The organism is Pseudomonas sp. GW821-FHT02H09 (assembly GCF_059421425.1).
The window spans coordinates 53,376-75,859 of sequence record NZ_JBWKVA010000007.1 but is presented as its reverse complement, the minus strand read 5'-3'; the positions used below and the strand labels follow the sequence as shown (position 1 = coordinate 75,859).

Annotated in this window: 24 protein-coding genes; 16 read left to right on the top strand and 8 right to left on the bottom strand. The window is 60.3% G+C overall.

The window, feature by feature from the left end:
* The first annotated feature begins 174 nt into the window (after positions 1-174).
* The 8 genes from urtE (at position 175) to AC07VR_RS11155 (ending at position 6,720) form a co-directional block, all read left to right on the top strand.
* Entirely contained in the window at positions 175-873 is a 699-nt protein-coding gene (gene urtE, locus AC07VR_RS11190; protein ID WP_494993487.1) for an urea ABC transporter ATP-binding subunit UrtE, read from the top strand.
* Positions 874-903: 30 nt separating this feature from the next.
* Positions 904-1,743, top strand: a complete 840-nt coding sequence (locus tag AC07VR_RS11185) for an urease accessory protein UreD (protein ID WP_495011254.1) — start codon at positions 904-906, stop codon at positions 1,741-1,743.
* 159 nt (positions 1,744-1,902) lie between these two features.
* A complete protein-coding gene (gene ureA, locus AC07VR_RS11180; RefSeq protein WP_494993485.1) occupies positions 1,903-2,205 on the top strand; it encodes an urease subunit gamma in 303 nt (100 codons plus the stop codon).
* A 9-nt stretch (positions 2,206-2,214) separates the two neighbouring features.
* Positions 2,215-2,748 carry a GNAT family N-acetyltransferase gene (locus AC07VR_RS11175; protein WP_495011253.1) on the top strand — a complete coding sequence of 178 codons (534 nt, stop codon included), beginning with the start codon at positions 2,215-2,217 and terminating at the stop codon, positions 2,746-2,748.
* A 6-nt stretch (positions 2,749-2,754) separates the two neighbouring features.
* Positions 2,755-3,291, top strand: coding sequence for a GNAT family N-acetyltransferase (locus tag AC07VR_RS11170; RefSeq protein ID WP_495011252.1), 537 nt, complete (start codon positions 2,755-2,757; stop codon positions 3,289-3,291).
* Positions 3,288-3,596 carry an urease subunit beta gene (locus AC07VR_RS11165; RefSeq protein ID WP_494993482.1) on the top strand — a complete coding sequence of 103 codons (309 nt, stop codon included), beginning with the start codon at positions 3,288-3,290 and terminating at the stop codon, positions 3,594-3,596. The genes AC07VR_RS11170 and AC07VR_RS11165 overlap by 4 nt, the downstream gene beginning before the upstream one ends.
* Before the next feature lie 142 nt (positions 3,597-3,738).
* A complete protein-coding gene (ureC, locus tag AC07VR_RS11160; RefSeq protein WP_494993481.1) occupies positions 3,739-5,439 on the top strand; it encodes an urease subunit alpha in 1,701 nt (566 codons plus the stop codon).
* A 153-nt stretch (positions 5,440-5,592) separates the two neighbouring features.
* Positions 5,593-6,720: a sensor histidine kinase gene (locus AC07VR_RS11155; protein ID WP_495011251.1), complete on the top strand. Its 1,128-nt coding sequence runs from the start codon at positions 5,593-5,595 to the stop codon at positions 6,718-6,720.
* Between the two features lie 37 nt (positions 6,721-6,757).
* Here AC07VR_RS11155 and AC07VR_RS11150 read toward each other — a convergent pair whose 3' ends face one another.
* Positions 6,758-7,063, bottom strand: coding sequence for a chaperone modulator CbpM (locus AC07VR_RS11150; protein WP_494993479.1), 306 nt, complete (start codon positions 7,061-7,063; stop codon positions 6,758-6,760).
* Between the two features lie 2 nt (positions 7,064-7,065).
* Positions 7,066-8,028, bottom strand: a complete 963-nt coding sequence (locus AC07VR_RS11145) for a DnaJ C-terminal domain-containing protein (RefSeq protein ID WP_494993478.1) — start codon at positions 8,026-8,028, stop codon at positions 7,066-7,068.
* A gap of 297 nt (positions 8,029-8,325) precedes the next feature.
* On the opposite strand from AC07VR_RS11145, the gene AC07VR_RS11140 reads away from it, so the two are divergent.
* Positions 8,326-9,594, top strand: a complete 1,269-nt coding sequence (locus AC07VR_RS11140) for an Hsp70 family protein (RefSeq protein WP_494993477.1) — start codon at positions 8,326-8,328, stop codon at positions 9,592-9,594.
* Between the two features lie 135 nt (positions 9,595-9,729).
* Here AC07VR_RS11140 and AC07VR_RS11135 read toward each other — a convergent pair whose 3' ends face one another.
* The 4 genes from AC07VR_RS11135 to AC07VR_RS11120 all read right to left on the bottom strand — a co-directional run bounded on the left by AC07VR_RS11135 (position 9,730) and on the right by AC07VR_RS11120 (position 14,507).
* On the bottom strand, positions 9,730-10,740 hold the full coding sequence (locus tag AC07VR_RS11135) for an AI-2E family transporter (protein WP_494993476.1): 1,011 nt from the start codon (positions 10,738-10,740) through the stop codon (positions 9,730-9,732).
* Between the two features lie 129 nt (positions 10,741-10,869).
* Positions 10,870-11,175, bottom strand: coding sequence for a PsiF family protein (locus AC07VR_RS11130; protein WP_494993475.1), 306 nt, complete (start codon positions 11,173-11,175; stop codon positions 10,870-10,872).
* 176 nt (positions 11,176-11,351) lie between these two features.
* Complete coding sequence (locus AC07VR_RS11125; protein WP_495011250.1) at positions 11,352-12,242, bottom strand: esterase/lipase family protein; 891 nt, start codon at positions 12,240-12,242, stop codon at positions 11,352-11,354.
* 189 nt (positions 12,243-12,431) lie between these two features.
* Positions 12,432-14,507, bottom strand: a complete 2,076-nt coding sequence (locus AC07VR_RS11120; RefSeq protein WP_495011249.1) for an AsmA family protein — start codon at positions 14,505-14,507, stop codon at positions 12,432-12,434.
* 391 nt (positions 14,508-14,898) lie between these two features.
* On the opposite strand from AC07VR_RS11120, the gene AC07VR_RS11115 reads away from it, so the two are divergent.
* The 7 genes from AC07VR_RS11115 to AC07VR_RS11085 all read left to right on the top strand — a co-directional run bounded on the left by AC07VR_RS11115 (position 14,899) and on the right by AC07VR_RS11085 (position 20,160).
* Positions 14,899-15,246 carry a hypothetical protein gene (locus AC07VR_RS11115; RefSeq protein WP_495011248.1) on the top strand — a complete coding sequence of 116 codons (348 nt, stop codon included), beginning with the start codon at positions 14,899-14,901 and terminating at the stop codon, positions 15,244-15,246.
* A gap of 166 nt (positions 15,247-15,412) precedes the next feature.
* Positions 15,413-16,045 (top strand): TetR family transcriptional regulator, encoded by a 633-nt coding sequence (locus AC07VR_RS11110; protein WP_494993471.1) that lies wholly within the window; start codon positions 15,413-15,415, stop codon positions 16,043-16,045.
* Positions 16,046-16,350: 305 nt separating this feature from the next.
* Positions 16,351-16,851, top strand: a complete 501-nt coding sequence (gene ureE / locus AC07VR_RS11105; protein WP_495011247.1) for an urease accessory protein UreE — start codon at positions 16,351-16,353, stop codon at positions 16,849-16,851.
* Complete coding sequence (locus AC07VR_RS11100; RefSeq protein ID WP_495011246.1) at positions 16,848-17,522, top strand: urease accessory protein UreF; 675 nt, start codon at positions 16,848-16,850, stop codon at positions 17,520-17,522. Before ureE ends, AC07VR_RS11100 begins: the two co-directional genes overlap by 4 nt.
* Before the next feature lie 9 nt (positions 17,523-17,531).
* Positions 17,532-18,146 carry an urease accessory protein UreG gene (gene ureG, locus AC07VR_RS11095; protein ID WP_494993468.1) on the top strand — a complete coding sequence of 205 codons (615 nt, stop codon included), beginning with the start codon at positions 17,532-17,534 and terminating at the stop codon, positions 18,144-18,146.
* 42 nt (positions 18,147-18,188) lie between these two features.
* Positions 18,189-18,761 (top strand): HupE/UreJ family protein, encoded by a 573-nt coding sequence (locus AC07VR_RS11090; RefSeq protein WP_495011245.1) that lies wholly within the window; start codon positions 18,189-18,191, stop codon positions 18,759-18,761.
* A 271-nt stretch (positions 18,762-19,032) separates the two neighbouring features.
* Positions 19,033-20,160, top strand: a complete 1,128-nt coding sequence (locus AC07VR_RS11085) for an AGE family epimerase/isomerase (RefSeq protein ID WP_495011244.1) — start codon at positions 19,033-19,035, stop codon at positions 20,158-20,160.
* A 120-nt stretch (positions 20,161-20,280) separates the two neighbouring features.
* On the opposite strand, the gene AC07VR_RS11080 is transcribed toward AC07VR_RS11085, so the two are convergent.
* Positions 20,281-21,048, bottom strand: coding sequence for an SDR family oxidoreductase (locus AC07VR_RS11080; RefSeq protein ID WP_494993465.1), 768 nt, complete (start codon positions 21,046-21,048; stop codon positions 20,281-20,283).
* Between the two features lie 102 nt (positions 21,049-21,150).
* The gene (locus AC07VR_RS11075; protein ID WP_495011243.1) at positions 21,151-22,419 is read right to left on the bottom strand and encodes a TerC family protein; all 1,269 of its coding nucleotides are present in this window, start codon (positions 22,417-22,419) and stop codon (positions 21,151-21,153) included.
* Between the last annotated feature and the right edge of the window lie 65 nt (positions 22,420-22,484).

The window sequence follows — 22,484 nt, the reverse complement described above, 5'->3', positions numbered from 1 at the left end:
GCACGCGCCCCAACCGTAGCAGCTGCCGAAGGTTGCGTTCGAGGGCGAAGCACTCGCAATTCGGCAACGGCGATACACCTGACAAAACGCGATTGCAGGCTCTACGACCGCTACGCGGCCGAACGCAGGCTGCGCCAGCTGCTACGAAGAGCAGAACTTCGAAAGGATGAGAACATGCTACAAGTCGACAAGCTGCACCAGTATTACGGCGGTAGCCACATCCTGCGGGGTCTGTCGTTTGACGTGAAAGTCGGTGAGGTCACCTGCCTGTTGGGGCGTAACGGCGTCGGCAAGACCACGCTACTCAAATGCCTGATGGGGCTGCTGCCGGCAAAAGAAGGCGCGGTGAACTGGGAAGGCAAAGCCATCACCGGTTACAAGCCGCACCAGCGGGTGCATGCAGGAATCGCCTACGTGCCGCAAGGCCGGGAGATTTTCGGCCGACTGACAGTGGAAGAAAACCTGCTGATGGGCCTGTCCCGTTTCCCGGGTTCCGAAGCCAGGGAAGTCCCGGCGTTTATCTATGAGCTGTTCCCGGTGCTGCTGCAGATGAAGCAACGTCGCGGCGGCGACTTGTCCGGTGGTCAGCAACAACAGCTGGCCATCGGCCGCGCCCTGGCCAGTCGTCCGCGACTGCTGATTCTCGATGAGCCCACCGAAGGCATTCAGCCGTCGGTGATCAAGGAGATCGGTGCGGTGATCAAAAAACTCGCGGCACGCGGCGACATGGCAATTTTGCTGGTGGAGCAGTTCTACGATTTCGCAGCCGAACTGGCCGATCAATACCTGGTGATGTCCCGGGGAGAGATCGTCCAGCAAGGCCGTGGAGAAAATATGGAAACCGAAGGTGTGCGCGGCCTGGTTACGATCTAACCTGTAGCGTCCTGACGATAAGCACTGATCATGAACCTTCCTGCCCACACCGCTCTGTTCACCCCCAGCTGGCACGCCGAGCTGGAGCTCGGCTATGCCCGATCCGGCGACAGCACGCGTCCCGTCCAGCGCCGGCACAAAGGCCCGCTGCGGGTGCAAAAGCATCTGTATGCCGAAGGCCCGCAAGTCTGCCAGCACATTATCGTCCACCCGCCGGGCGGGATTGCCGGCGGTGACCGGCTGGACATCAACGTCCATGTTGGCGCCGATGCCTGGTCCCAGTTGACCAGCCCCGGTGCGGCCAAGTGGTATCGCGCCGCAGGGCCGGCTTACCAGAAGCTGGACTTTCACGTCGAAGCGGGCGCAACGCTGGAATGGCTGCCACAGGAAACCATTATCTTCAGCGCCGCCCAGGCCGAACTCAGCACCTCTATCGAGCTTGAAGGTGATGCCCGGTTGTTCTATTGGGATGTGGTGGCGCTGGGTCGTCCGGCCAGTGGCGAGCGCTTCGATGCCGGGCATTTTCAATCGCAACTGGATATCCGCCGCGACGGTCAGTTGCTCTGGCATGAACGCCAGCGCATTGTCGGTGATGACGGCTTGCTCGATTCGCCGATCGGGCTCGACGGGCAACCGGTGTTTGCAACGTTGCTCGTGACTGGTGAAATCGACAGCGAGCTGCTGGCGGCCTGCCGTTCGTTGCCCAATCCGGTCAGGGGTGACCTGACGCAATTGCCCGGGCTGCTGGTAGCCCGTTGTCTGGCCAGTGAAGCCCTGCAGGCGCGAGGCTGGTTGATTGATTTGTGGCGGTTGCTCAGGCCCGCACTGCTCGGCCGTGAAGCGCTGCCACCGAGGATCTGGAGCACATAAACACTTCATCCCCTGTAGGAGCGAGCTTGCTCGCGATAAGCGTTAACAATAACGCGGTCAACTTGAATGACTGCGCTGCCTTGGCGTTTTTCGCGAGCAAGCTCGCTCCTACAGGGGTCACGCATACCTTTTAAACTGCCTGATAACGGACTTCGAACGATGGACCTGACCCCACGCGAAAAAGACAAGCTGCTGATCTTCACCGCCGGCCTTGTGGCCGAGCGACGGCTGGCCCGCGGCGTGAAGCTAAACTATCCGGAAGCCATGGCCTATATCTCCGCGGCGCTGCTCGAAGGCGCCCGTGACGGTCGGACTGTGGCCGAGTTGATGCACTACGGCACCACCCTGCTCAGCCGTGAACAGGTAATGGAGGGCATCGCGGAAATGATCCCGGAAATCCAGGTCGAAGCGACCTTCCCCGACGGCACCAAACTGGTCACCGTCCACCAACCCATCGCCTGAGGCTGTGCCATGACTTACAGCATTCGTGACGCGCAGCATGCCGATCTGCCGGCGATCCGTGACATCTATAACGACGCCGTGCTCAACACCACGGCGATCTGGAACGAACAGGCCGTCGACCTCGGTAACCGCCAGGCCTGGTTCAGTGCCCGGCAGTCTCAGGGTTATCCGATTCTGGTGATTGTCGACGGTGACAACAGCGTACTCGGCTACGCTTCGTTTGGTGACTGGCGGCCCTTCGATGGCTTCCGGCACACCGTTGAACACTCGGTTTACGTACGCAGCGACCAGCGCGGCAACGGCCTCGGCCCACGGCTGATGGCGGCATTGATCGAGCGTGCCAAAGACTGCAGCAAACACGTGATGGTCGCCGCTATCGAGAGTGGCAACGCCGCCTCGATCCGACTGCACGAACGAGTCGGTTTCATCACCACCGGGCAGATGCCACAAGTGGGCACCAAGTTCGGTCGCTGGCTCGACCTGACCTTCATGCAATTGACCCTCAACCCAGGCGCGGAGCCGCCAGTCGCCAACAAGGAGTGATACCCGATGAACGCTGCCCAACTGCGTCGAGTCCATGCCGAAAGCTTTGCGCACTACCGCCAGGGTTTGATTGAACTGTTGCTCGATTGCGTGAGTAACGGCGCATCGATCGGCTTCATGGCGGATCTGGATGCCAGCCAGGCACGGGCCTACTACGACGAGGTCCAGGCAGAGCTCGAACAAGGCAGCCGCCTGCTCTGGGTGGTGGTCCATGAAGAACAGGTGCTGGCCACTGTGCAACTGAGCCTGTGCCAAAAGGCCAATGGCCTGAACCGCGCCGAAGTACAAAAACTGCAGGTACGCAGTCACACCCGTCGCCGCGGCCTTGGTCAGCAGTTGATGCAGGCGCTGGAGCAGACAGCGGTGCAGTACAAGCGCGGCATGCTGTATCTGGACACTGAGGCCGGATCAGCGGCCGAAGCCCTATACCAATCCCTGGGTTACGTCCGCGTCGGCGAAATACCGGACTACGCCTGCCGTCCGAACGGTCAATACCACCCCACCGCCATCTATTACAAAATCCTCCGCGGAGTGAACCCATGATCCCTGGCGAATATCAGATCCAGCCCGGCGACATCGAACTCAATGCCGGGCGCCGCACCTTGAGCCTGAGCGTTGCCAACAGCGGTGACCGGCCGATCCAGGTCGGTTCGCACTATCATTTTTTCGAAACCAATGACGCCCTGACCTTCGACCGCGCCGCCAGCCGCGGCATGCGCCTGAATATCCCGGCCGGCACCGCCGTGCGCTTCGAGCCGGGGCAGAGCCGAGACATCGAACTCGTGGACCTGGCCGGGCATCGCCGGGTGTTCGGGTTTGCCGGACGGATAATGGGTGATCTGGATTGACTTTTTTAAATGATCGTTCCCACGCTCCCGCGTGGGAATGCATCCCGTGACGCTCCGCGTCACATAACGGCGGACGCAGAGCGTCCATGGCGGCATTCCCACGCAGAGCGTGGGAACGATCATTGAATTCCAAGGCAAGCACATGAAAATTTCTAAACAAGCCTACGCCGACATGTTCGGCCCCACCGTCGGTGACAAGGTCCGTCTGGCCGACACCGAGCTGTGGATCGAGGTGGAAAAAGACTTCACCACCTACGGTGACGAAGTGAAGTTCGGTGGTGGCAAGGTGATCCGCGACGGTATGGGCCAGGGTCAACTGCTGGCCCGCGACGTGGTCGACACGCTGATCACCAACGCGTTGATCATCGACCACTGGGGCATCGTCAAAGCCGACGTCGGCCTCAAGGACGGGCGCATCGCCGCCATCGGCAAGGCCGGCAACCCGGACATCCAGCCCAATGTGACCATCGCGATCGGCGCCAGCACCGAAGTGATCGCCGGTGAAGGCATGATCCTCACCGCCGGCGGTATCGACACCCACATCCACTTCATCTGCCCACAGCAGATCGAAGAAGCGCTGATGAGCGGCGTCACCACCATGATCGGTGGCGGCACCGGCCCTGCCACCGGCACCAATGCCACCACCTGCACCTCCGGCCCTTGGCACCTGGCGCGCATGCTGCAGGCCGCCGACGCCTTCCCGATGAACATCGGGTTCACCGGCAAAGGCAACGCCAGCCTGCCGGAGCCGCTGATCGAACAGGTCAAGGCCGGGGCCATCGGCCTCAAGCTGCATGAAGACTGGGGTACGACACCGGCAGCCATCGACAACTGCCTGAGTGTCGCCGACCAGTATGACGTGCAGGTGGCGATCCACACCGACACCCTGAACGAATCCGGCTTCGTCGAAACCACCCTCGCCGCGTTCAAGGGCCGGACCATCCACACCTATCACACCGAAGGTGCGGGCGGCGGCCACGCTCCGGACATCATCAAGGCCTGCGGTTTTCCAAACGTGCTGCCAAGCTCGACCAACCCGACCCGACCGTTCACCCGCAACACCATCGACGAACACCTGGACATGCTGATGGTTTGCCATCACCTGGACCCAAGTATCGCCGAGGACGTGGCCTTCGCCGAAAGCCGTATCCGCCGCGAGACGATTGCTGCTGAAGACATCCTGCACGACCTCGGTGCATTCTCGATGATCAGCTCCGACAGCCAGGCCATGGGCCGTGTCGGTGAAGTCATCACCCGCACCTGGCAGACCGCCGACAAAATGAAAAAGCAGCGCGGCCCACTGCCGGGTGACGTTGAGGGCAACGACAATTTCCGCGTCAAACGCTACATCGCCAAATACACTATCAACCCGGCGATCACCCATGGCATCAGCCACGAAGTGGGTTCAATCGAAGTGGGTAAATGGGCGGACCTGGTGCTCTGGCGCCCGGCATTCTTTGGCGTCAAACCGACCTTGATCCTCAAGGGCGGGGCGATTGCCGCCAGCCTGATGGGCGACGCCAATGCCTCGATCCCCACCCCTCAACCGGTGCATTACCGCCCGATGTTTGCCAGTTATGGTGGCTCACTTCATGCCACCAGCCTGACCTTTATCAGCCAGGCGGCACAGGAGGCTGGCATCCCGGAATCATTGGGTCTGAAGAAGAAAATCGCTGTGGTCAAAGGTTGCCGCGAGGTGCAGAAAACCGACCTGATCCATAACGATTACCTACCGAATATCGACGTCGATCCGCAGACTTATCAGGTCAAGGCTGATGGCATTTTGCTCTGGTGTGAGCCAGCAGATGTGTTGCCAATGGCGCAGCGCTACTTTCTGTTTTGATCCTCGGTTGTATGGCAGAAGAACCCGGTGGTCGGATCGATTCGGCCCCCTCGGGCCTTGCAGGCCCGAGGGTTCGAACCGATCTTTTTTACTCGAACGCAAAGGCGCTATGATGCAAGACCTTCCAGCGCTCACTGCCCGGGGCCATCGACCATGCGTCTCTCCGAATTCATCGTGCAACACATGGATCGTATCGTCGATGAATGGGAGCAATTTGCCAACGCCATCGCACCTGACGCTGACCCAATGGATCGGACGGTCCTGCGCGATCACGCAAAGTCGATCCTGCTGGCCGCGTCACGCGACATGCAGACCGCACAGACCGCCAGCGAACAAGCCGCCAAGGCCATGGGCGAAGGTCCGCAGAAAACCCCGAGCCTGAATAAAGCCGCGGCCAGCCACGGCGAGCTCAGGCACAACGTGGGGTTTGATCTGGTGCAGATGACCTCGGAGTTCCGGCATTTGCGCGCCTGCGTGATTCGTCTGTGGGTAGGCGGCCTGAACTCGCCGGAACTGGCCTACTTTCAGGACATGATCCGCTTCAACGAAGCCATCGACGAAGCACTGGCCGAATCCACCGCCGCTTACGCCGAGCAGGTCAATCGTTCACGGGATATCTTCCTGGCCATCCTCGGTCATGACCTGCGTGCCCCATTGCAGGCGGTCAGCATGTCCGCCGAAATGCTGGTGCGTAAAGCCCGACTGGATACCGATGCGCTCGGTTATGTCTCAAACATCAAAAGCGGCGCGCGGCACATGGGGGCGATGGTCAGCGATCTGCTGGAACTGGTGCGCAGCCGTCTAGGCAGTAGCCTGCCGGTCGAACCCGCAGCCATGGACCTGGCCAGCGCCGCCAGGGCCGCCATGGACGAAGCCTGTGCCGGCCAGCCGGCCTGCACGCCGGTCCTGACCATTGAGGGCGATACCCAAGGCGTATGGGACCGCGGGCGGATCGATCAAATGCTGCAAAACCTGATCGGCAATGCCCTGCAGCACGGCGCCAACAGCCACGTTGTGACCTTGACCATCAGCGGTCACGAAGACAGCGTGACACTGACCATGCACAACTATGGCGCGCCGATACCCGAGGACGCCATCGCCACCATCTTCGACCCGCTGGTGCGCAGCGCCAGCGAGGAACTGGCAGGCCCGTCGACCAGCCTTGGCCTGGGCCTGTTCATCGTCAAGGAAGTGGTCTGCGCCCATCAGGGCACGATCGAAGTCAGCTCGAGCGAAGCGGATGGCACGACGTTTACGGTGGCATTGCCCAAGAAGATGTAAAGGCAAAGATTTTTTGGTGGTGAACGACACCCCCCGTTTATTCCACCACCAGTCGCCCCAACCGCTGTTTGAGCATCTGATTCTCTGCCCGCAGTTGCTGGACCTCCTCAAGCAGGTCCAGGGCCAGGGCGACCCCTTCCCATTCGAGTTCAAGATCCCGACGCAGCTTGATCGCACGTTTGGCCACAGCCACTTCGTAGTCGGTAAAACGCCAATTCCCGGGCCCGTTACCCTGAGGTTCGAGGATGCCGTGTTCGACGATTTCGATCACGTAAGCAGCCGACAAGTCAGTCACCTCACAGAATTCTTCCATGTCCAGTTGAACGATCAGGGTACTGCGCATGATCAGTTACTCCAGTGTTCTCTCGGGTCAAAAGCGGCTTTTTGCGCCAGTTCCTGCCACAACGCCTTGATCGCGTCGTTGCTGTGTTTGGGCATGACCGCTTTCAATTGCACGAACAGATAACCACGGTGGCCAGCCTTGTTCAGCAGACCATGGCCTTTGGCTCGCATGCGTTGGCCGTTCTGGCTGCCGGCCGGAACCTTCAGATGGATCTTGCCGGTCAGGGTCGGCACCGCGACTTCAGTGCCCAGCGCCAGCTCCCAAGGGGCCAGCGGCAGGGTGATGATCAGGTTTTCACCTTCGACATCGAATTTGGGATGTGGCGCGAAACGGATGGTCAGGTACAAGTCGCCATTGGTCCCCCCGCCCACACCCGGTGCCCCCTGGCCTTTGAGGCGGATGCGCTCGCCGTCGGTCACGCCGGCCGGGATCTTCACGTTCAGGCTTTTGCTGGTGTTGCTGACGTGCTGACCGGCGGCGTTGTACTGCGGCACCTGAAAGCTGACCTTCTTCGACTCGGTCGACAGGGTCTCTTCCAGAAAAATCGGCAACTCCATTTCCACATCCTGCCCTCTACGACCGGTGCTACGACCTGATTGTCCACCACCAAAACCACTGCCACGCGAGCCGAAGATCGAACTGAAAAAGTCCGAAAAATCGCCGGTGTCCTGCCCGTAACCACCTGCACCTGCACCAGCGCCACCACGTCTCTGCCAACCCGGCGGGCCCTGGAACGGCTGGCCATGCTGGCCATATTTGCGCAGATCATCGTATTCGGCGCGCTTGTCGGCACTTTTCAGCGCCTCATACGCCTCGGACGCGTCCTTGAACTTGCTCTCGGCGTCCCTTTCCTTGCTGACGTCGGGGTGGTATTTGCGTGCCAGTTTGCGGTACGCGGCCTTGATCGCCTTGTCGTCCGCAGTCGGCTCCACACCGAGAATCTTGTAATAGTCTTTGAAGTCCATCGAGGCAATCACCATCCGTTATCGATATCACGCAGCCAGGCACAGCATGCTCTCTTTGGCAGCGTTTGGATTGACCGATCTCGATCTTGTGACCGAGCGGTGCATCAGAAGTTTATCGGCAGCCGGCGCACCTATTTTGAGCGTTCTGAGGCTACCAGACCCATGCCTGCAAGTTTGGGGGTGAAGGATAGTCTTTCAAGTCTGCTTAATCGCGTGATTTAGCGGATAGTCGGCCTACGATTCTTCACCGCGCTGACATACACTGCGCGGCCGTTTTTTAACCGGAACTCGAAAGACATGAAAAACGCATCTCCAGCCCGTGCCTGCGGCATCGACTTCGGCACGTCCAACTCCACTGTCGGCTGGCTGCGTCCCGGCATGGAAACGCTTATCGCGCTGGAGGACGACAAGATCACCCTTCCATCGGTGGTCTTCTTCAACATCGAGGAACGCCGCCCGGTCTACGGTCGGCTGGCGTTGCACGAATACCTGGAAGGCTACGAAGGCCGGTTGATGCGCTCGCTCAAGAGCCTGCTGGGCTCCAAGCTGATCAAGCACGACACCAGCGTGCTTGGCACGGCCATGCCATTCAAGGATCTGCTCGGGCTGTTCATCGGTCAGTTGAAGAAACGCGCCGAGGCGACCGCCGGTCATGAATTCGAAGAAGTCGTGCTAGGCCGGCCGGTGTTTTTTGTCGACGATGATCCGATGGCCGACCAAGAGGCTGAAAACACGCTGGTGGACGTGGCACGTGCTATCGGCTTCAAGGACGTGTCCTTTCAGTACGAACCGATTGCCGCGGCCTTCGACTATGAGTCGACCATTGAGCGCGAAGAGCTGGTGCTGATCGTCGACATCGGCGGTGGTACTTCGGACTTCTCGCTGGTGCGTTTGTCCCCGGAGCGCCGCGCTATGGACCAGCGCCACGATGACATCCTCGCCACCGGCGGTGTGCATGTGGGCGGGACTGACTTCGACAAGCAGTTGAGCCTGCAAGGCGTAATGCCACTGTTCGGTTACGGCAGCCGGATGAAGAGCCAGGCCTACATGCCCACCAGCCACCACATGAACCTGGCGACCTGGCACACGATCAACTCGGTGTATTCGCAGAAATCCCAGCTGGCCTTGGGCAGCATGCGCTACGACATCGAAGACACCGGTGGCATCGACCGTCTGTTCAAGCTGATAGAACAGCGCGCCGGGCACTGGCTGGCGATGGAAGTGGAAGAAACCAAGATTCAGCTGACCCACGCCGAAAGCCGCCATGTGCCGCTTGATCGCATCGAGCCTGGTTTGAGCGTGGAGTTGAGCCGGGTGCTGTTCGAGTCGGCCATCGACAATCAGCTCGAACGCATCCGCAACAGCGTTACCAGCTTGCTGAGCGATGCCGATGTGCGCGTCGATCAGGTCGACACGGTGTTCTTCACCGGCGGTTCGAGTGGCATCCCGGCCCTGCGCCAGAGCGTCTCGGCGATGCTGCCGAACGCGCGGCATGTTGAAGGGAATATCTTCGGCAGCATCGGCAGCGGTCTGGCGATCGAAGCCATGAAGCGGTACGGCTGCTGAGTCCTGCCTGCAGATCGTTCCCACGCTCCGAGTGGGAATGCCGCCATGGACGCTCTGCGTCCACTTTGGATGTGACGCGGAGCGTCACCGGATGCATTCCCACGCGGAGCGTGGGAACGATCAACAACCTGCGGCCTAAACCAACCCCACCTGTTTTAACTCACTCTTCAAATACGCGTAATAAATCGGCCCTGCCACCACTCCCGGCAGGCCGAACGCGGCTTCGAACACCAGCATTGCCAGCAGTAACTCCCAGGACTTGGCACTGATCTGCCCGCCGACGATCCGCGCGTTGAGGAAGTATTCCAGCTTGTGGATAAAAATCAGATAACCCAGCGCTGCCACTGCCACCCAAATCGACAGTGACAATCCGACAATAGTGATCAACGTATTCGACATCAGGTTACCGATGACCGGTAGCAGGCCGAGCAGGAAGGTCAGCACGATCAGGGTTTTGGTCAGCGGCAATTTGATCCCGAACATCGGCAGGATCAGTGCAAGGAAGACTGCAGTGAACGTCGTGTTGAGCAGGGAAATCTTGATCTGCGCGAAGACGATATTGCGAAACGCCTGTACCAAAAGGTGCAGCCGATCGAACAACGCCGCCGCCAGCGGTTTGCGGTTGGTGAGGTCCGGCGCCCGCTGCAAGGCGATGATTGCACCGAGCACCATGCCGATCAGCAGTGTCACGAACATGTGCGCCGCGTCCTTGCCAACCAATTGCAGATCGCTCAGGTGCTTGGTCACCCAGTCGCCGATGGCCACCCGGAACTCGGCCGCGCTGGCCGGTAAATAGGCGTCGATAAACGGCGGCAGTTGCCCGCGAGCCTTGTCCACCACGCCCATGAATTTGTCCAGGGAAGCCCCGGGATTCTCCGCTTCATGCAGCAGGAAGCTAATGGCCCCGGCAAAAATCAGCGTCAGTACGCTGACCACCAGGGTGCCGAGCAACGCCACCGCCAACCAGCGCGCCCGTCGCCCTTCGATCAACCGTTGCAGTTGCGGGGTGAGCATGTTGACCAGTTCGAACACCAGCAAACCGGCGAGCAGACTCGGCAACAAGCGCAGCGGCAAGATCAACAACAAGCCGCCAAAAATGATCACCCAACTGAAGAACAATAGATGACGCTGAGAAAACGTTGGCATACAGCCTCAAAACGAACGGCGTTAAAGGATTGGCAGTCTGCCAGCGTTCAGACGCTGAAGCGAGCGCAAGGATATCTGTAGTAGCAGCGGGGACGCCTGGCCCCCCTGCTCCTACGGCGAGAGCCCGGGTTATTTTTTCTTCAGGCAATCACTCATGAAGGTTTTGCGTGCATCCCCTTTAAGCGCCTGAGTAGCGGCCGTGGCGTTGCAGGTTTTCATCTTCTCTTGTTGAGGCGTCATTGGTTTGGCTGCTTGTGCCGCTGGCGCGGCTTTCAGGCACGTGCTCATAAAGGCTTTGCGCTCGTCGCCTTTGAGGGTTTTCGCGGTGGCATCGGCGTTACAAGTGGCCATCTTGTTCTGTTGGGCAGTGGCGGCAAAGCCTTGGGAACAGATCAGCAAACCCACCATCAACAAAGGGATACGCAGCATCTTCATGGAGTTTTCTCCTTGTTACCGCACCGAGGGGCACGGCTTCTTTCGCAGTGTAGACAACCGCTGTTACGCCTTCACTGAATCTGTAGGTGAGTCCGACGATTATGCTCCAGAGGACAGCCGGCCTGGCGCTGGAACATCGCGATGAACGATAACGCGGTCAGTCTCAAGAAACGCGACTACACACCCGCCATCTTCAACCTCTGTGCATGCTCGACAAACAACCGAATCGGCTCGGCGCCTTTGCCCACCAGTCCCAGTGACTGGTTGACGATGTCGAAGTGATCCAGCGGATACTCATCGCCAATCACCGTGCCCAGGTGGGAGCTGTAGCGCCCGACCATGCCATCGCAGTGCCCGGCTTCGCGGACGAAGGTTTTGGCAAATAACCGGCAGCTGCGGTTAGTCCCATCAAACAGGTTACAGCCCCGATCAGTCTTGCCCGGCTGCAAGGTCCCGGACCAGGAGTAATAGCGCACACCGTTGACCACTTCAGCGCCGTGCCCGCCCCACGTGTCGGGCAAACCCTGGGGGTATTGGCGGTTGAACAACGCCACGCCCTCGGTGGTCAGCGATTGGTGGGAGGCCTGGATATCCACCGGCAATTTCGGCCCGCGATAGCCGGTTTCCAGCAGACTCATCAACGCCGCGATCAGCCACAGCGCAAAGCTCAGCAGGCGCCCGCGAGGACTGTCCGAGGGGTAATGGATGTGCAGGTAATCCGCCAACTCTGATCCATGATTCGGACCCGCCACCGAGGTCACCGAGGCCACCCAGTCCGGACGTTTGGCAGCGGCGTAACGCGCCGTCAACGAACCCTGGCTGTGGCCGATCAAATTGACTTTGGCGGCACCGGCCTCGCGCAAAATCGCTTCGATGCGCATCAACAGCTGCTCACCGCGCACCTCACTGGAGTTGAGCGGCGAGACTTGCACTGCGATCACCGTCGCCCCGCCACGGCGCAGGGCCGAAATAATTCCGTACCAGTATGGGTAGAGCAACAAGCGGATAAACCCCAACATCCCCGGGACCAACACCAAGGGATAACGCGTGGCGGATTCTTGCGGCATGGACGAACGTTCCTGACCTGACCTGAGCCTCCCATCCTAGACGTAATGGCTGGGGAATGAGCCAGCATCGGCAGCCTCGATGACAAGCCCATGACGCTATTTCAACCCGGCCACCCCGATAGCGGTCCAGGTCGGGTCAGCGATGCTCACGGGCAACTTGCGATGGCGTCATGGCAGATGCCATCAAAATCACTTGCTCGACTTGACCATCACCGGTGCCGTACCCGCCTTCATCTGTGCCAGCAGCGGCGCACATTGATTCGGCTCTCCACCGCTTGGCGCCACCAGGGCCAGCAGCCCCGCAGCAGGCCCGGCAATCACCCCCAGCGCCACCATCCCGGCACCGCGCAACATCAAGGGCACCGCTTTCACACCGGCATCCGGCTTGATGAAGGGACCGCGCACATACAGCGGCGAACGTAGCGAGAACAGGCGCATGCCCTTGGAATCCGGGGTGATCGCCAAGTCCAGCTGCTCGCTGGCCATGTTGGCTGTGCCGTCGATGTAGATGATCGCGTTCTCGGTATCGAACACAAACAGGCGGGTCGTGGCCAACCCGGTCTTGATGTCGAAGTCAGCCGCCGCACAGTTGATCTTCACTTCCTTGTCGCCAAACATCTTCCCGACCACGTAATTGCCGACATTGAGCCCGGCAATTTCCATCAGGCTGCGGCTAATGGCGCCATCGTTGATCAGCATTTTCAGATCACCATTGGCGGTCCCCAGCAACGCCGCCACCGAGTTGCCGCGACCCGCGATGTCAGCATCACCGTTGAGCTCGCCAAAACTGGTTTTCATCGGTTCGAAGGTCGGGAACAGTTGCTTGAGTTTGAAATTGCGTGCCGTCAGTTTCACCCGCCCTTGCAGCGGTTCCGTGCGGCCATCAAGACGAATCTGCGCATCCAGCTTGCCGCCGGCCACGCCAAAACGCAGAGGCTCAAGGCTCAGCTGACCGTCATTGAGAATCAGGTGAGTGTAAAGATCAGTGAAGGGCAATTCGGTACTGTGGACGATACTTTTGCCGGTGAATTCGACATCCGCATCCATATCGCGCCAACGCTCGGTACGAAACTCTTCGACCGGCAGCACCTTGGTCGCCGGCTGCTTGCCTTCGCCACCACGGGCTTTTTGCCTGGCGTTCGAATCGGCGCCAATCAGCGGTGCGAGGTCAGCAAACCGCAGTTGATCGGAGATCAGCACACCGCTGAGTCTGGGCCGCGGTTTACTGGCGACATAGGCCAGATTGCCGTGAATGTCGCTGCTGCCGATCTTGCCGTTGAATTCCTCATAACGAAACGAAGCGCCATCCGGCTCACGCAGGTTGGCGATCAGGTGACCAGCGGTTGCATAGGCCGACGAATCCGGCAATGTCACGCCGGTCAGGGGATAGAGGTTAGCCAGGCTGCTGCCGGCCAGCTTCAGACGCAAATCCAGCGCGCCGAGATTGAGCGGGTCAGTCAGGGTGCCGGCCAGCTCGACGCTGGTGTCTGCGATCCTGACCCGGGCTTGCAGCGGGAATGGCTTGGCAGCGTCCTGCAACGCCAGCAGACCACCGATCTTGCCGGTACCTGCAAGTTTTTGGTCGTGGTATTGGCCTTCGACCTTCAAGGCAAACGCGTAATCCTGTGGCGCAGAACCCTTCTCAAGTGCCTTTTTTGCCGCCGTATCGCCGACGATGTCACTGAACGGGATCGGCTTGCCCAGCGGATCGATCAGCAGGTCGAGCCGGGTTTTCAGGCTTTGATCGTCGAAGGTGATGTGGCCCTTGTCGAAACCGATGGCGCCAATCTCCACCACCCAGCGGGAGGGTTCGGCGTTCGGGTCTTTCGCGGCGAACCGGAAGGTCCAGTTGGCACGGCCATCGGCCAGGCGTTCCAGAGTGGCATTGGGCTCCGTGAGATCAATGCGCGGGATCACCACCCGCCGGGTCAGCAACCCCAGCGGCGAGATACGCAGTTCGACACGCTTGAGGTTGATCATCTGCGCAGTCTTCGACCAGTCCGGGTTGCCCAGGGTCAGGTCTTCAGCCACCACATGCGGCCACGGAACCAGAGCCCGCCAGCCGCCCTCGTCGAGCTCGCGCTGCCAGATCACCGATAGATTGCCGTTGATGGCGAAGGCGCGGTGCAGCTCTTCAGAGACTTTGCTGTTGAGTGGCGGCTTGATCCGGTTCCAGTCAAAGAGGCCGATGATCAGAACCAGTATGGTCAGCAGAACAATGAGACTGGCGACCGTCCAAACGAGAATTTTACGAGTGCGCGTCATTGCACAGGGCTCCTGATTACGGCTGAGCGCCCCAATTGCGACGCACGTGTGAAGCGGCAGATCTGGAATCGACCCGCAGTGGAAACTACGACTGGCAAACGGTGCGCAGGTTTAACCCTAAGGTCAATTTATCAAGCGCAAACATCGGCATATTTCTGACCATCAAGACAGTTTTTCATTACTGAACCTGCACTTTTGCAAGGCGAAAGCGGGTCGAAAATACCCACTCCAGTGCAAAAGCTTCCGCCTGAGGCGCCCGGTCTAGAGCCTTTTCTCTAAACAATCAATTCTGTTGATTATTACCATTGCCGTTATGAACTTTTATATCGATTTAGCAAGAGTAGCATTGCCTCCGTACCCACTTTATCGCCCTCCCGAGGAGCAACCCATCATGAAACGCCAATTACTGCTTAGTCTGACCCTCTCGGTCCTGGCCGCCAATGCGTTCGCCCTGCCAGCCGCCGAGCAAGCCACGCCTCAGGTGAAAGACAGTCACGGTCACTCGGTTTTCACTCAGACCGTCGCTGAAGGTGGTTCGGACCGTTTGATCGAACGTAACAAAGTCGCCGCCGATGGCTTTGAGCGTACTCCACAAGGCCAAACCGTTGCTGAAGGTGGCCGTGACCGTCTGGAGCAAAAAGGTCTGGTTGAAGATGGCTACAACCGCACTCATCAAGGTCAAACCGTAGCCGAAGGCGGCGCTGATCGCCTGGCCGAACGTCATCAAGCCGTGAGCTAAGCCTGTGCTTGCCCTGGAAAAAAGCCCGATCCCTGGATCGGGCTTTGACTGTGTATAAGTAGCACCTCCCACGCCTCGCCCCTTCTCTACTTCGACTCAAGTTCGACGCCGGCAAAGTTGATTTGCTAGAGTGCGCCGCTGTCCTTGACCGGAAATCCGCCGCCCGATGCTGCCCCGCGCCGAACAGAAACAACAGACCCGCAACGCCCTGATGGACGCTGCTCGCCACCTGATGGAGTGCGGCCGAGGATTCGGCAGCCTGAGCCTGCGCGAAGTGGCAAAAACCGCCGGGATTGTACCAACAGGTTTCTACCGACACTTTGCCGATATGGATCAGCTGGGTCTGGTGCTGGTAAGCGAAGTCGGTCAGACCTTCCGCGCCACCATCCGCCTGGTGCGACACAATGAGTTCGTCATGGGTGGCATCATCGATGCTTCGGTACGGATTTTTCTCGATGTCGTCGCGGCCAATCGCTCGCAATTCCTGTTTCTCGCCCGCGAACAATATGGTGGCTCGCTGCCAGTGCGCCAAGCGATCGCCGCCCTGCGGGAAAACATCAGCTCGGACCTGGCCGCAGACCTGAGCTTGATGCCCAAATTGCAGCACCTCGATGTCGCCGGCCTGACGGTCATGGCCGATTTGATCGTCAAAAGCGTGTTCGCCACCCTGCCGGACATCATCGACCCACCCGCCGAAGCCCTGCCCGAACACCTCACGCCACAGGCCAAGATTACCCAGCAACTGCGCTTTATCTTTATTGGCCTCAAGCATTGGCAGGGATTGGGGAGTACAGAGTAGGTTGATCCTTTTAGATCGTTCCCACGCTCCGCGTGGGAATGCCTCACTGGACGCTCAGCGTCCGCTCTGGATGTGACGCAGAGCGTCACGGGCTGCATTCCCACGCGGGAGCGTGGGAACGATCATCACATCGCTTCAAGATGGTGCAAAAACTCCCTGACCGCACCAAAGTTATCCACACCCTCCCAAATCCTGCGCACCTTTTTCTAGCGCAAACTACACTGCGACAGACATTTCCCACATCTCGCCCGATTGGCAAGCCCCTTGCTCTAACCTGAGCATTGTCCATTGCTGGAAGCCTTCCGATGCTGGTGATTCATCGCAGAATCGACCCTCAACCCCTCTGGGCCGCCGAACTGCACCTGAATTTCGAGGCCCGCAGCAAAAGCCGTCTGCGCTGTTTCAGCGCCGAAGGTGAAGACGTCGGGCTGTTTTTGGAGCGCGGTCAGCCACCGTTGCATGACGGCGAGTTCCTCCAATCCGAGGACGGTCGTATCGTTCGCGTCTGCGCTCGCCCCGAGCAACTGCTGCATGTCACCTGCGCCAATGCCTTCGAACTGACCCGCGCCGCCTATCACCTGGGTAATCGGCACGTCGCCCTGCAAGTCGGCGATGGCTGGTTGCGCCTGCTCGACGACTACGTGCTCAAAGCCATGCTCGAACAGCTTGGCGCCCATACCGAAACCCTCGAAGCGCCTTTCCAGCCGGAACACGGTGCCTATGGCGGCGGCCATCACCACTCCCGGCACGGCGACGAGGATTTCAACTACCCGCCGCGCCTGCACCAGTTCGGCGTGCGTACATGAACCCTGCCTGGGCCTTGCTGCGCCTGGCCAGTCCGCAACTGCCGATTGGCGGCTACAGCTACTCCCAAGGCCTGGAAATGGCCGTGGAGCAAGCGCGAGTGATCGACCCGCAAAGTGCCCGACGCTGGATCAGTGACCAGTTGCTGCTCAATCTGGCGCGTTTTGAAGCACCGCTACTGCTCGCCCATTGCAACGCCGCGGCGAATGAAGACTGGGCAGAACTGCTGCAACTATGCGAACAACACCGTGCCAGTCGCGAGACCCGTGAGTTGCACCAGGAAAGTCGGCAGATGGGCTATTCCCTGCAACAACTGCTTAATGGCTTGCCGGAACTGGACGGCCCTGCCCGGGATTTTCTCGCACAACGCCCCGAGCCCCACCTGGCCCTCGGCTGGGCACTGGCCGCCAGAGCCTGGCAGATCAACCCGCAGGACGCGCTGGCCGCCTGGCTCTGGAGCTGGCTGGAAAACCAATTGGCAGTGCTGATGAAGACCATGCCGCTCGGCCAGCAAGCCGCCCAACGCCTGACCAGCGAACTGCTGCCACTGCTGCAACAGGCCCAGCAAAACGCGTCGAACATCGCTCCTCATCATTACGGCAGCGCCGCTTTCGGCCTGTCCCTGGCATGCATGGCCCATGAGCGCCAGTACAGCCGTCTATTCCGTTCCTAGGAGAAACACATGAACGCACAACCGTTGCGCGTTGGTATCGGCGGCCCGGTCGGCTCCGGCAAGACCGCCCTGACTCTGGCCCTGTGTCTGGCCCTGCGCGAGCGCTACAACCTGGCAGTGGTTACCAACGATATCTACACCCGCGAAGATGCTGACTTTCTGGTGCGTAACGAGGCACTGGCCCCGGAGCGGATCATCGGCGTGGAAACCGGCGGCTGCCCGCACACGGCGATTCGTGAGGATGCCTCGATCAACCTGGAGGCGGTCGATCAACTCAACCGGCGCTTCCCGGGTCTGGACCTGATTCTGGTGGAGTCCGGTGGCGACAACCTGTCGGCAACCTTCAGCCCGGAACTGTCCGACCTGACCATCTATGTGATCGATGTCTCGGCCGGCGACAAGCTGCCACGCAAGGGCGGCCCGGGGATCTGCAAATCCGACCTGCTGGTAATCAACAAGATCGACCTGGCACCGCTGGTGGGCGCTTCGCTGGAGATGATGGACAGCGACACCAAACGCATGCGTGGCGATAAGCCGTTCGTCTTCAGCAACCAGAAAACCGGCCTCGGACTGGAGGCGATCATTGCCTTTATCGAACGCCAGGGGCTGCTGACCGCGGCCTGATGCCCTTATTAAAAAAGAACACCAACAAGGAAAGTGTAATTCATGACACTCAAACGTATTCTCGGTGCCCTTGCGCTGTTACTCACCCCGGCCCTGGCCTTCGCCCACCCTGGCCATGGCGACAACGGCTTGATCGCGGGTATCAGCCACCCGATTGGCGGCCTCGATCACCTGCTGGCGATGCTCGCCGTCGGCCTATGGGCCGCACAACAGCAAGGCGCCGCACGCTGGGCACTGCCATGCACTTTTGTCGGCACCCTGCTGATCGGCGGCATGCTCGGCTTTGAGGGGCTGCACCTGCCGGCGCTGGAAAGCGGGATCGCGGCTTCCGTGCTGGCGTTGGGTCTGGCCGTGGCACTGGCGGTACGACCACCGTTGAGCCTGGCGATTGGCGCAACGGCACTGTTTGCACTGTTTCACGGCGTGGCCCATGGCCTGGAGCTGCCGGACATGTCCAGCCCCTGGACCTATGCCGCTGGGTTTGTTGCCGCCACCGCGGCGCTGCATGCCGCCGGTTTCGCCCTGGTGCGCGTGTTGCCGCAAGCGGCTGCGCCATTGGTTCACCTGGCCGGGGCAGCGTCGGCGGCGACTGGGGTCTGGTTGCTGGCAGGCTGATTGTTCTATCGTCTGGGCGGGCCTCATCGCGAGCAATCGAGCGTCGACCGGCTGCTCCTACAGGATTTGCGTCGGACGACAAATCACCTGTGACGATCGTTCCCACGCTCTGCGTGGGAATGCAGCCCGTGACGCTCTGCGTCACTTCAAAAGCAGACGCAGAGCGTCTATTGAGGCGTTCCCACGCGCGAGCGTGGGAACGATCAGTGCCTCTCGCCCAACCGCCTGCTACCATGTCGCGCAAACACCTCTGCCGTGACGACGCCAGCCGATGCCCGATGTTTCCAGTTCCGCCTCTCAGCCTGAATTGACCGCCCTGTTCGCTGCCGTGCAGCAGCATTTCCGTGAAGTGATTGTGCCGCTCTGGCAAGGTCCCGGCTGGAATGCAGAACTGGCGCTGCCTTACGAGGCGCTGGACGCCGAACATCATCCATTGCCGCCACAACGCTACCGGGCCATGGCTTGCGCGCGTCAGTTGTATCTATTCTCAAGCCTGATCGGCGAGCCCCGCGTACCCGCCGCCCAGGACCGTGCTGCGGCATTGTTTCGCTCATTGCAGCGGCATTTCCATGATGCCGAGCACGGTGGCTGGTTCTACAGTATCGACGCCCATGGCGCGCCGCTGGACAAGCGCAAAGACCTCTACACCCACGCATTCATCATCTTCGCCTGCGCCCATTACTGGGCCAGGGTTCGCGAGCCGCTGGTGGAGTCGGTGCTCAACGCTGCTCTGGAAGTAGTTGCCGAGCGCTTCGCCACGCACGAGGGGTTGTATGAGGCCAGTCTCGATCGAGACTGGTCATCGCTCAAGTCAGGGCCGTTGCAGAACCCGTTGATGCACCTGGCTGAAGCCTTCCTCGCCACGCTGTCGGTTCGCGAGGACGCCACTGTGCAAGCGGCCCTCGGCACGCTGTGCGATGCCATGCAAAGACGCTTCATCGACCGTCAGCACGGGGTGATGATGGAGAAACCGCTGGGGGCTGTGGATAACTGGTTCGAACCGGGACATCAGTTTGAATGGTTCTTCCTGCTCGAATCTTCCCCATTGCTCAAAGGCACGCCGCTGCACGCCTCGCTGGAGCGCGCTTTCACCTACGCCGAACAGGTCGGTGTCGACCCGCAAACCGGCACCGTCAGCGGCATGCTGGAGATCGACGGGACCGTTCGCGACGGCACCCAACGCATCTGGGCACAAGCTGAATACTTGCGGGCGCTGACGTTGCGACCTGAAAGCCAGGCACTGCTGCAGCGCCAACTGGTCGTGCTGCAACAGCGTTTTCTGCATCCCAGTGGCTGGTATGAGTGCCTGGATGCAACAGGCACCGTCAGCCGCAGGGATATGCCGTCGACCACGCCTTATCATCTGGCGACCTGCTATCGCGGACTGGCTGACGCATGATCGTTGCCACGCTCCCGCGTGGGAATGCAGCCCGTGACGCTCTGCGTCACAATCTGGAGCGGACGCGGAGCATCCAGTGAGGCATTCCCACGCAGAGCGTGGGAATGATCTGACTCGTTGTTACCCCTTTGCCCCGCGCTCAATGGCGAAACCACTCCAGGTCTGGCTCACCGGCATCAGCTCAAGGCTGTTGATGTTGATATGGGCCGGGGTGTTGAGGACCCAGAAAATCGTTTCGGCGATGTCCTGCGGCTGGATCGCTTCGGCGCCGGCGTAAGTAGCGTCATAACGAGCCTGATCACCGGCAAAGCGCACCAGTGAGAACTCGCTCTCGCACAGGCCAGGCTCAATGTTGGTCACCCGTACACCGGTGCCTTGCAGGTCGCAGCGCAGGTTCAAGGAGAACTGTTTGACGAAAGCTTTGCTCGCGCCGTAGACGTGGCTGCCCGGGTACGGATAGTTACCGGCGATGGAGCCAAGGTTGATGATCCCGGCGCCGCGACCGTGGGCGATCAAGCGTGGCAGCAACAGGCGAGTGCTGTACATCAGGCCTTTGATGTTGGTATCGACCATGGTGTCCCAGTCGTCCAGATCACACTTGGGTGCCGGGTCGACGCCCAGGGCCAGGCCAGCGTTGTTGATCAGCCCGCGCAGCTTGCTGAAGGACGGCGGCAGATTGGCAATCGCCTCCTCCATGGCCTTGCGATCGCGCACATCGAGCACCACGCCATGCACTTCAGTCTGCCTGGAGAGCTCGGCGCACAAGGCATTCAGACGCTCCTCACGACGACCTGTCAGCACCAGTGACCAACCGGCCTCGGCAAACCGACGGGCACAGGCTTCACCAAAACCGGAAGTCGCGCCGGTAATAAACAGGGTGGATGTCATCGTGTTCTCCTTGCTCGGCTTCAAGCAGCCATTGGAATAGAAATTCATCTTGCAGCATGCCCGGCTGGCGTCGTAGCGGCAACCGGGTCTTATCCGATCGCATCACTGGGCTCGCGCGCACTGGATCTGCGAGAAACTGCCACCACTGAGGGTGACGACAGTGGCGCTGGTCTTTTCGATCTCGCTGGGCGGTGTCAGGTGCAGCTCCTTGATTGCGTTTTGCTGGTTCTCCCAGAGAATCTTCTTGTAACTCACGTAACCCGTGGCTTCGCCGCCGCCCGTGACCATCCGAATCGAGCTGCCGCCGGGGCGGTAATAAAGAGTAGTACTCGCCCCCGTGCAGACGTAGACATTGTCCTTTTGCGGCGTAGGTATCAGCCCCGCGGACACACCACCAATCAGGCTGTACAGCAGTCCGCTGAGCAGGAAAATCCCACCGAGCCCCGCCAGCACCGTCACTGCCCCACTATAGGCGCCGAATAATCGACCAGGCAGCCGCGGCGCCAGATCGGCTGCCTCGTTGGTGCAGACCTCCAGCGCAGGTGCGACGGGTTGCGATTGGGCGTCAGTAACGGCAACCTCGCACGCGACTTCCGGCAGCGCAACCGGCTCGCTGAGCGGGCTGTCAGACTCCACCTGCCGCACTGGCGAGGGCATGGCCCGCAGCCTGGGTGCCGGCTTGGGCAGCCGGGCGCGCTGGCGGCGGATAATGCGCGCCTGGACCAGCACGAAGATCGCACACAGCAGCGGCACCACCTGATTGAGCGCAGGCGATTGGCTATTAACCCAGCCGACGACCACCGGATCGGAGACCGCGATATCCCCCGCGACATAACCCAGCAATGCACCGCCGATCGAGACCAGCAACGGCTGGCGCTCAAGCTGCCGGGTGATCTGCAGGCTGCCGAACATCAACAGCGGTACGCTCAACAGCAATCCCAGCACCAGATAGAAGACACTGCCCTGAGCAACGGCTGCCAGCCCGACCACATTGTCCATGCTCATGACCAGATCCGCAGTCAACACGGTTACCACCGCGCCACTCAGCGTCGACAGTGAGCTATCCGCCAGATTGCCCTCCTCGTCCGGCTCCTCTCCGGTCAATAGCCGAATCGCAATCACCAGCAACAGCACCGCGCCGACCAGCTTGAGCCAGGGTACCAACAGCAACCAGCCGGCCAGCGTGGTCAGCAGCACCCGCAGGACAATAGCGCCACTGGTGCCGATCATCACTGCCCGTCTCACCTGATGCGGCGGGAGCCCGCGACAGGCCAGCGCAATCACCAATGCATTGTCGCCGGACAGTATCAGGTCCAGCAGGAACACCTGAAAAGTCATGCCCAGCGCGTGCAGCGCACCTTCAAATAACATGGAGCGGTTTCCCGACAAGAGAATGCGTCATGGGAACATCGTCCCAGCGAACCGCGCACCCGGCA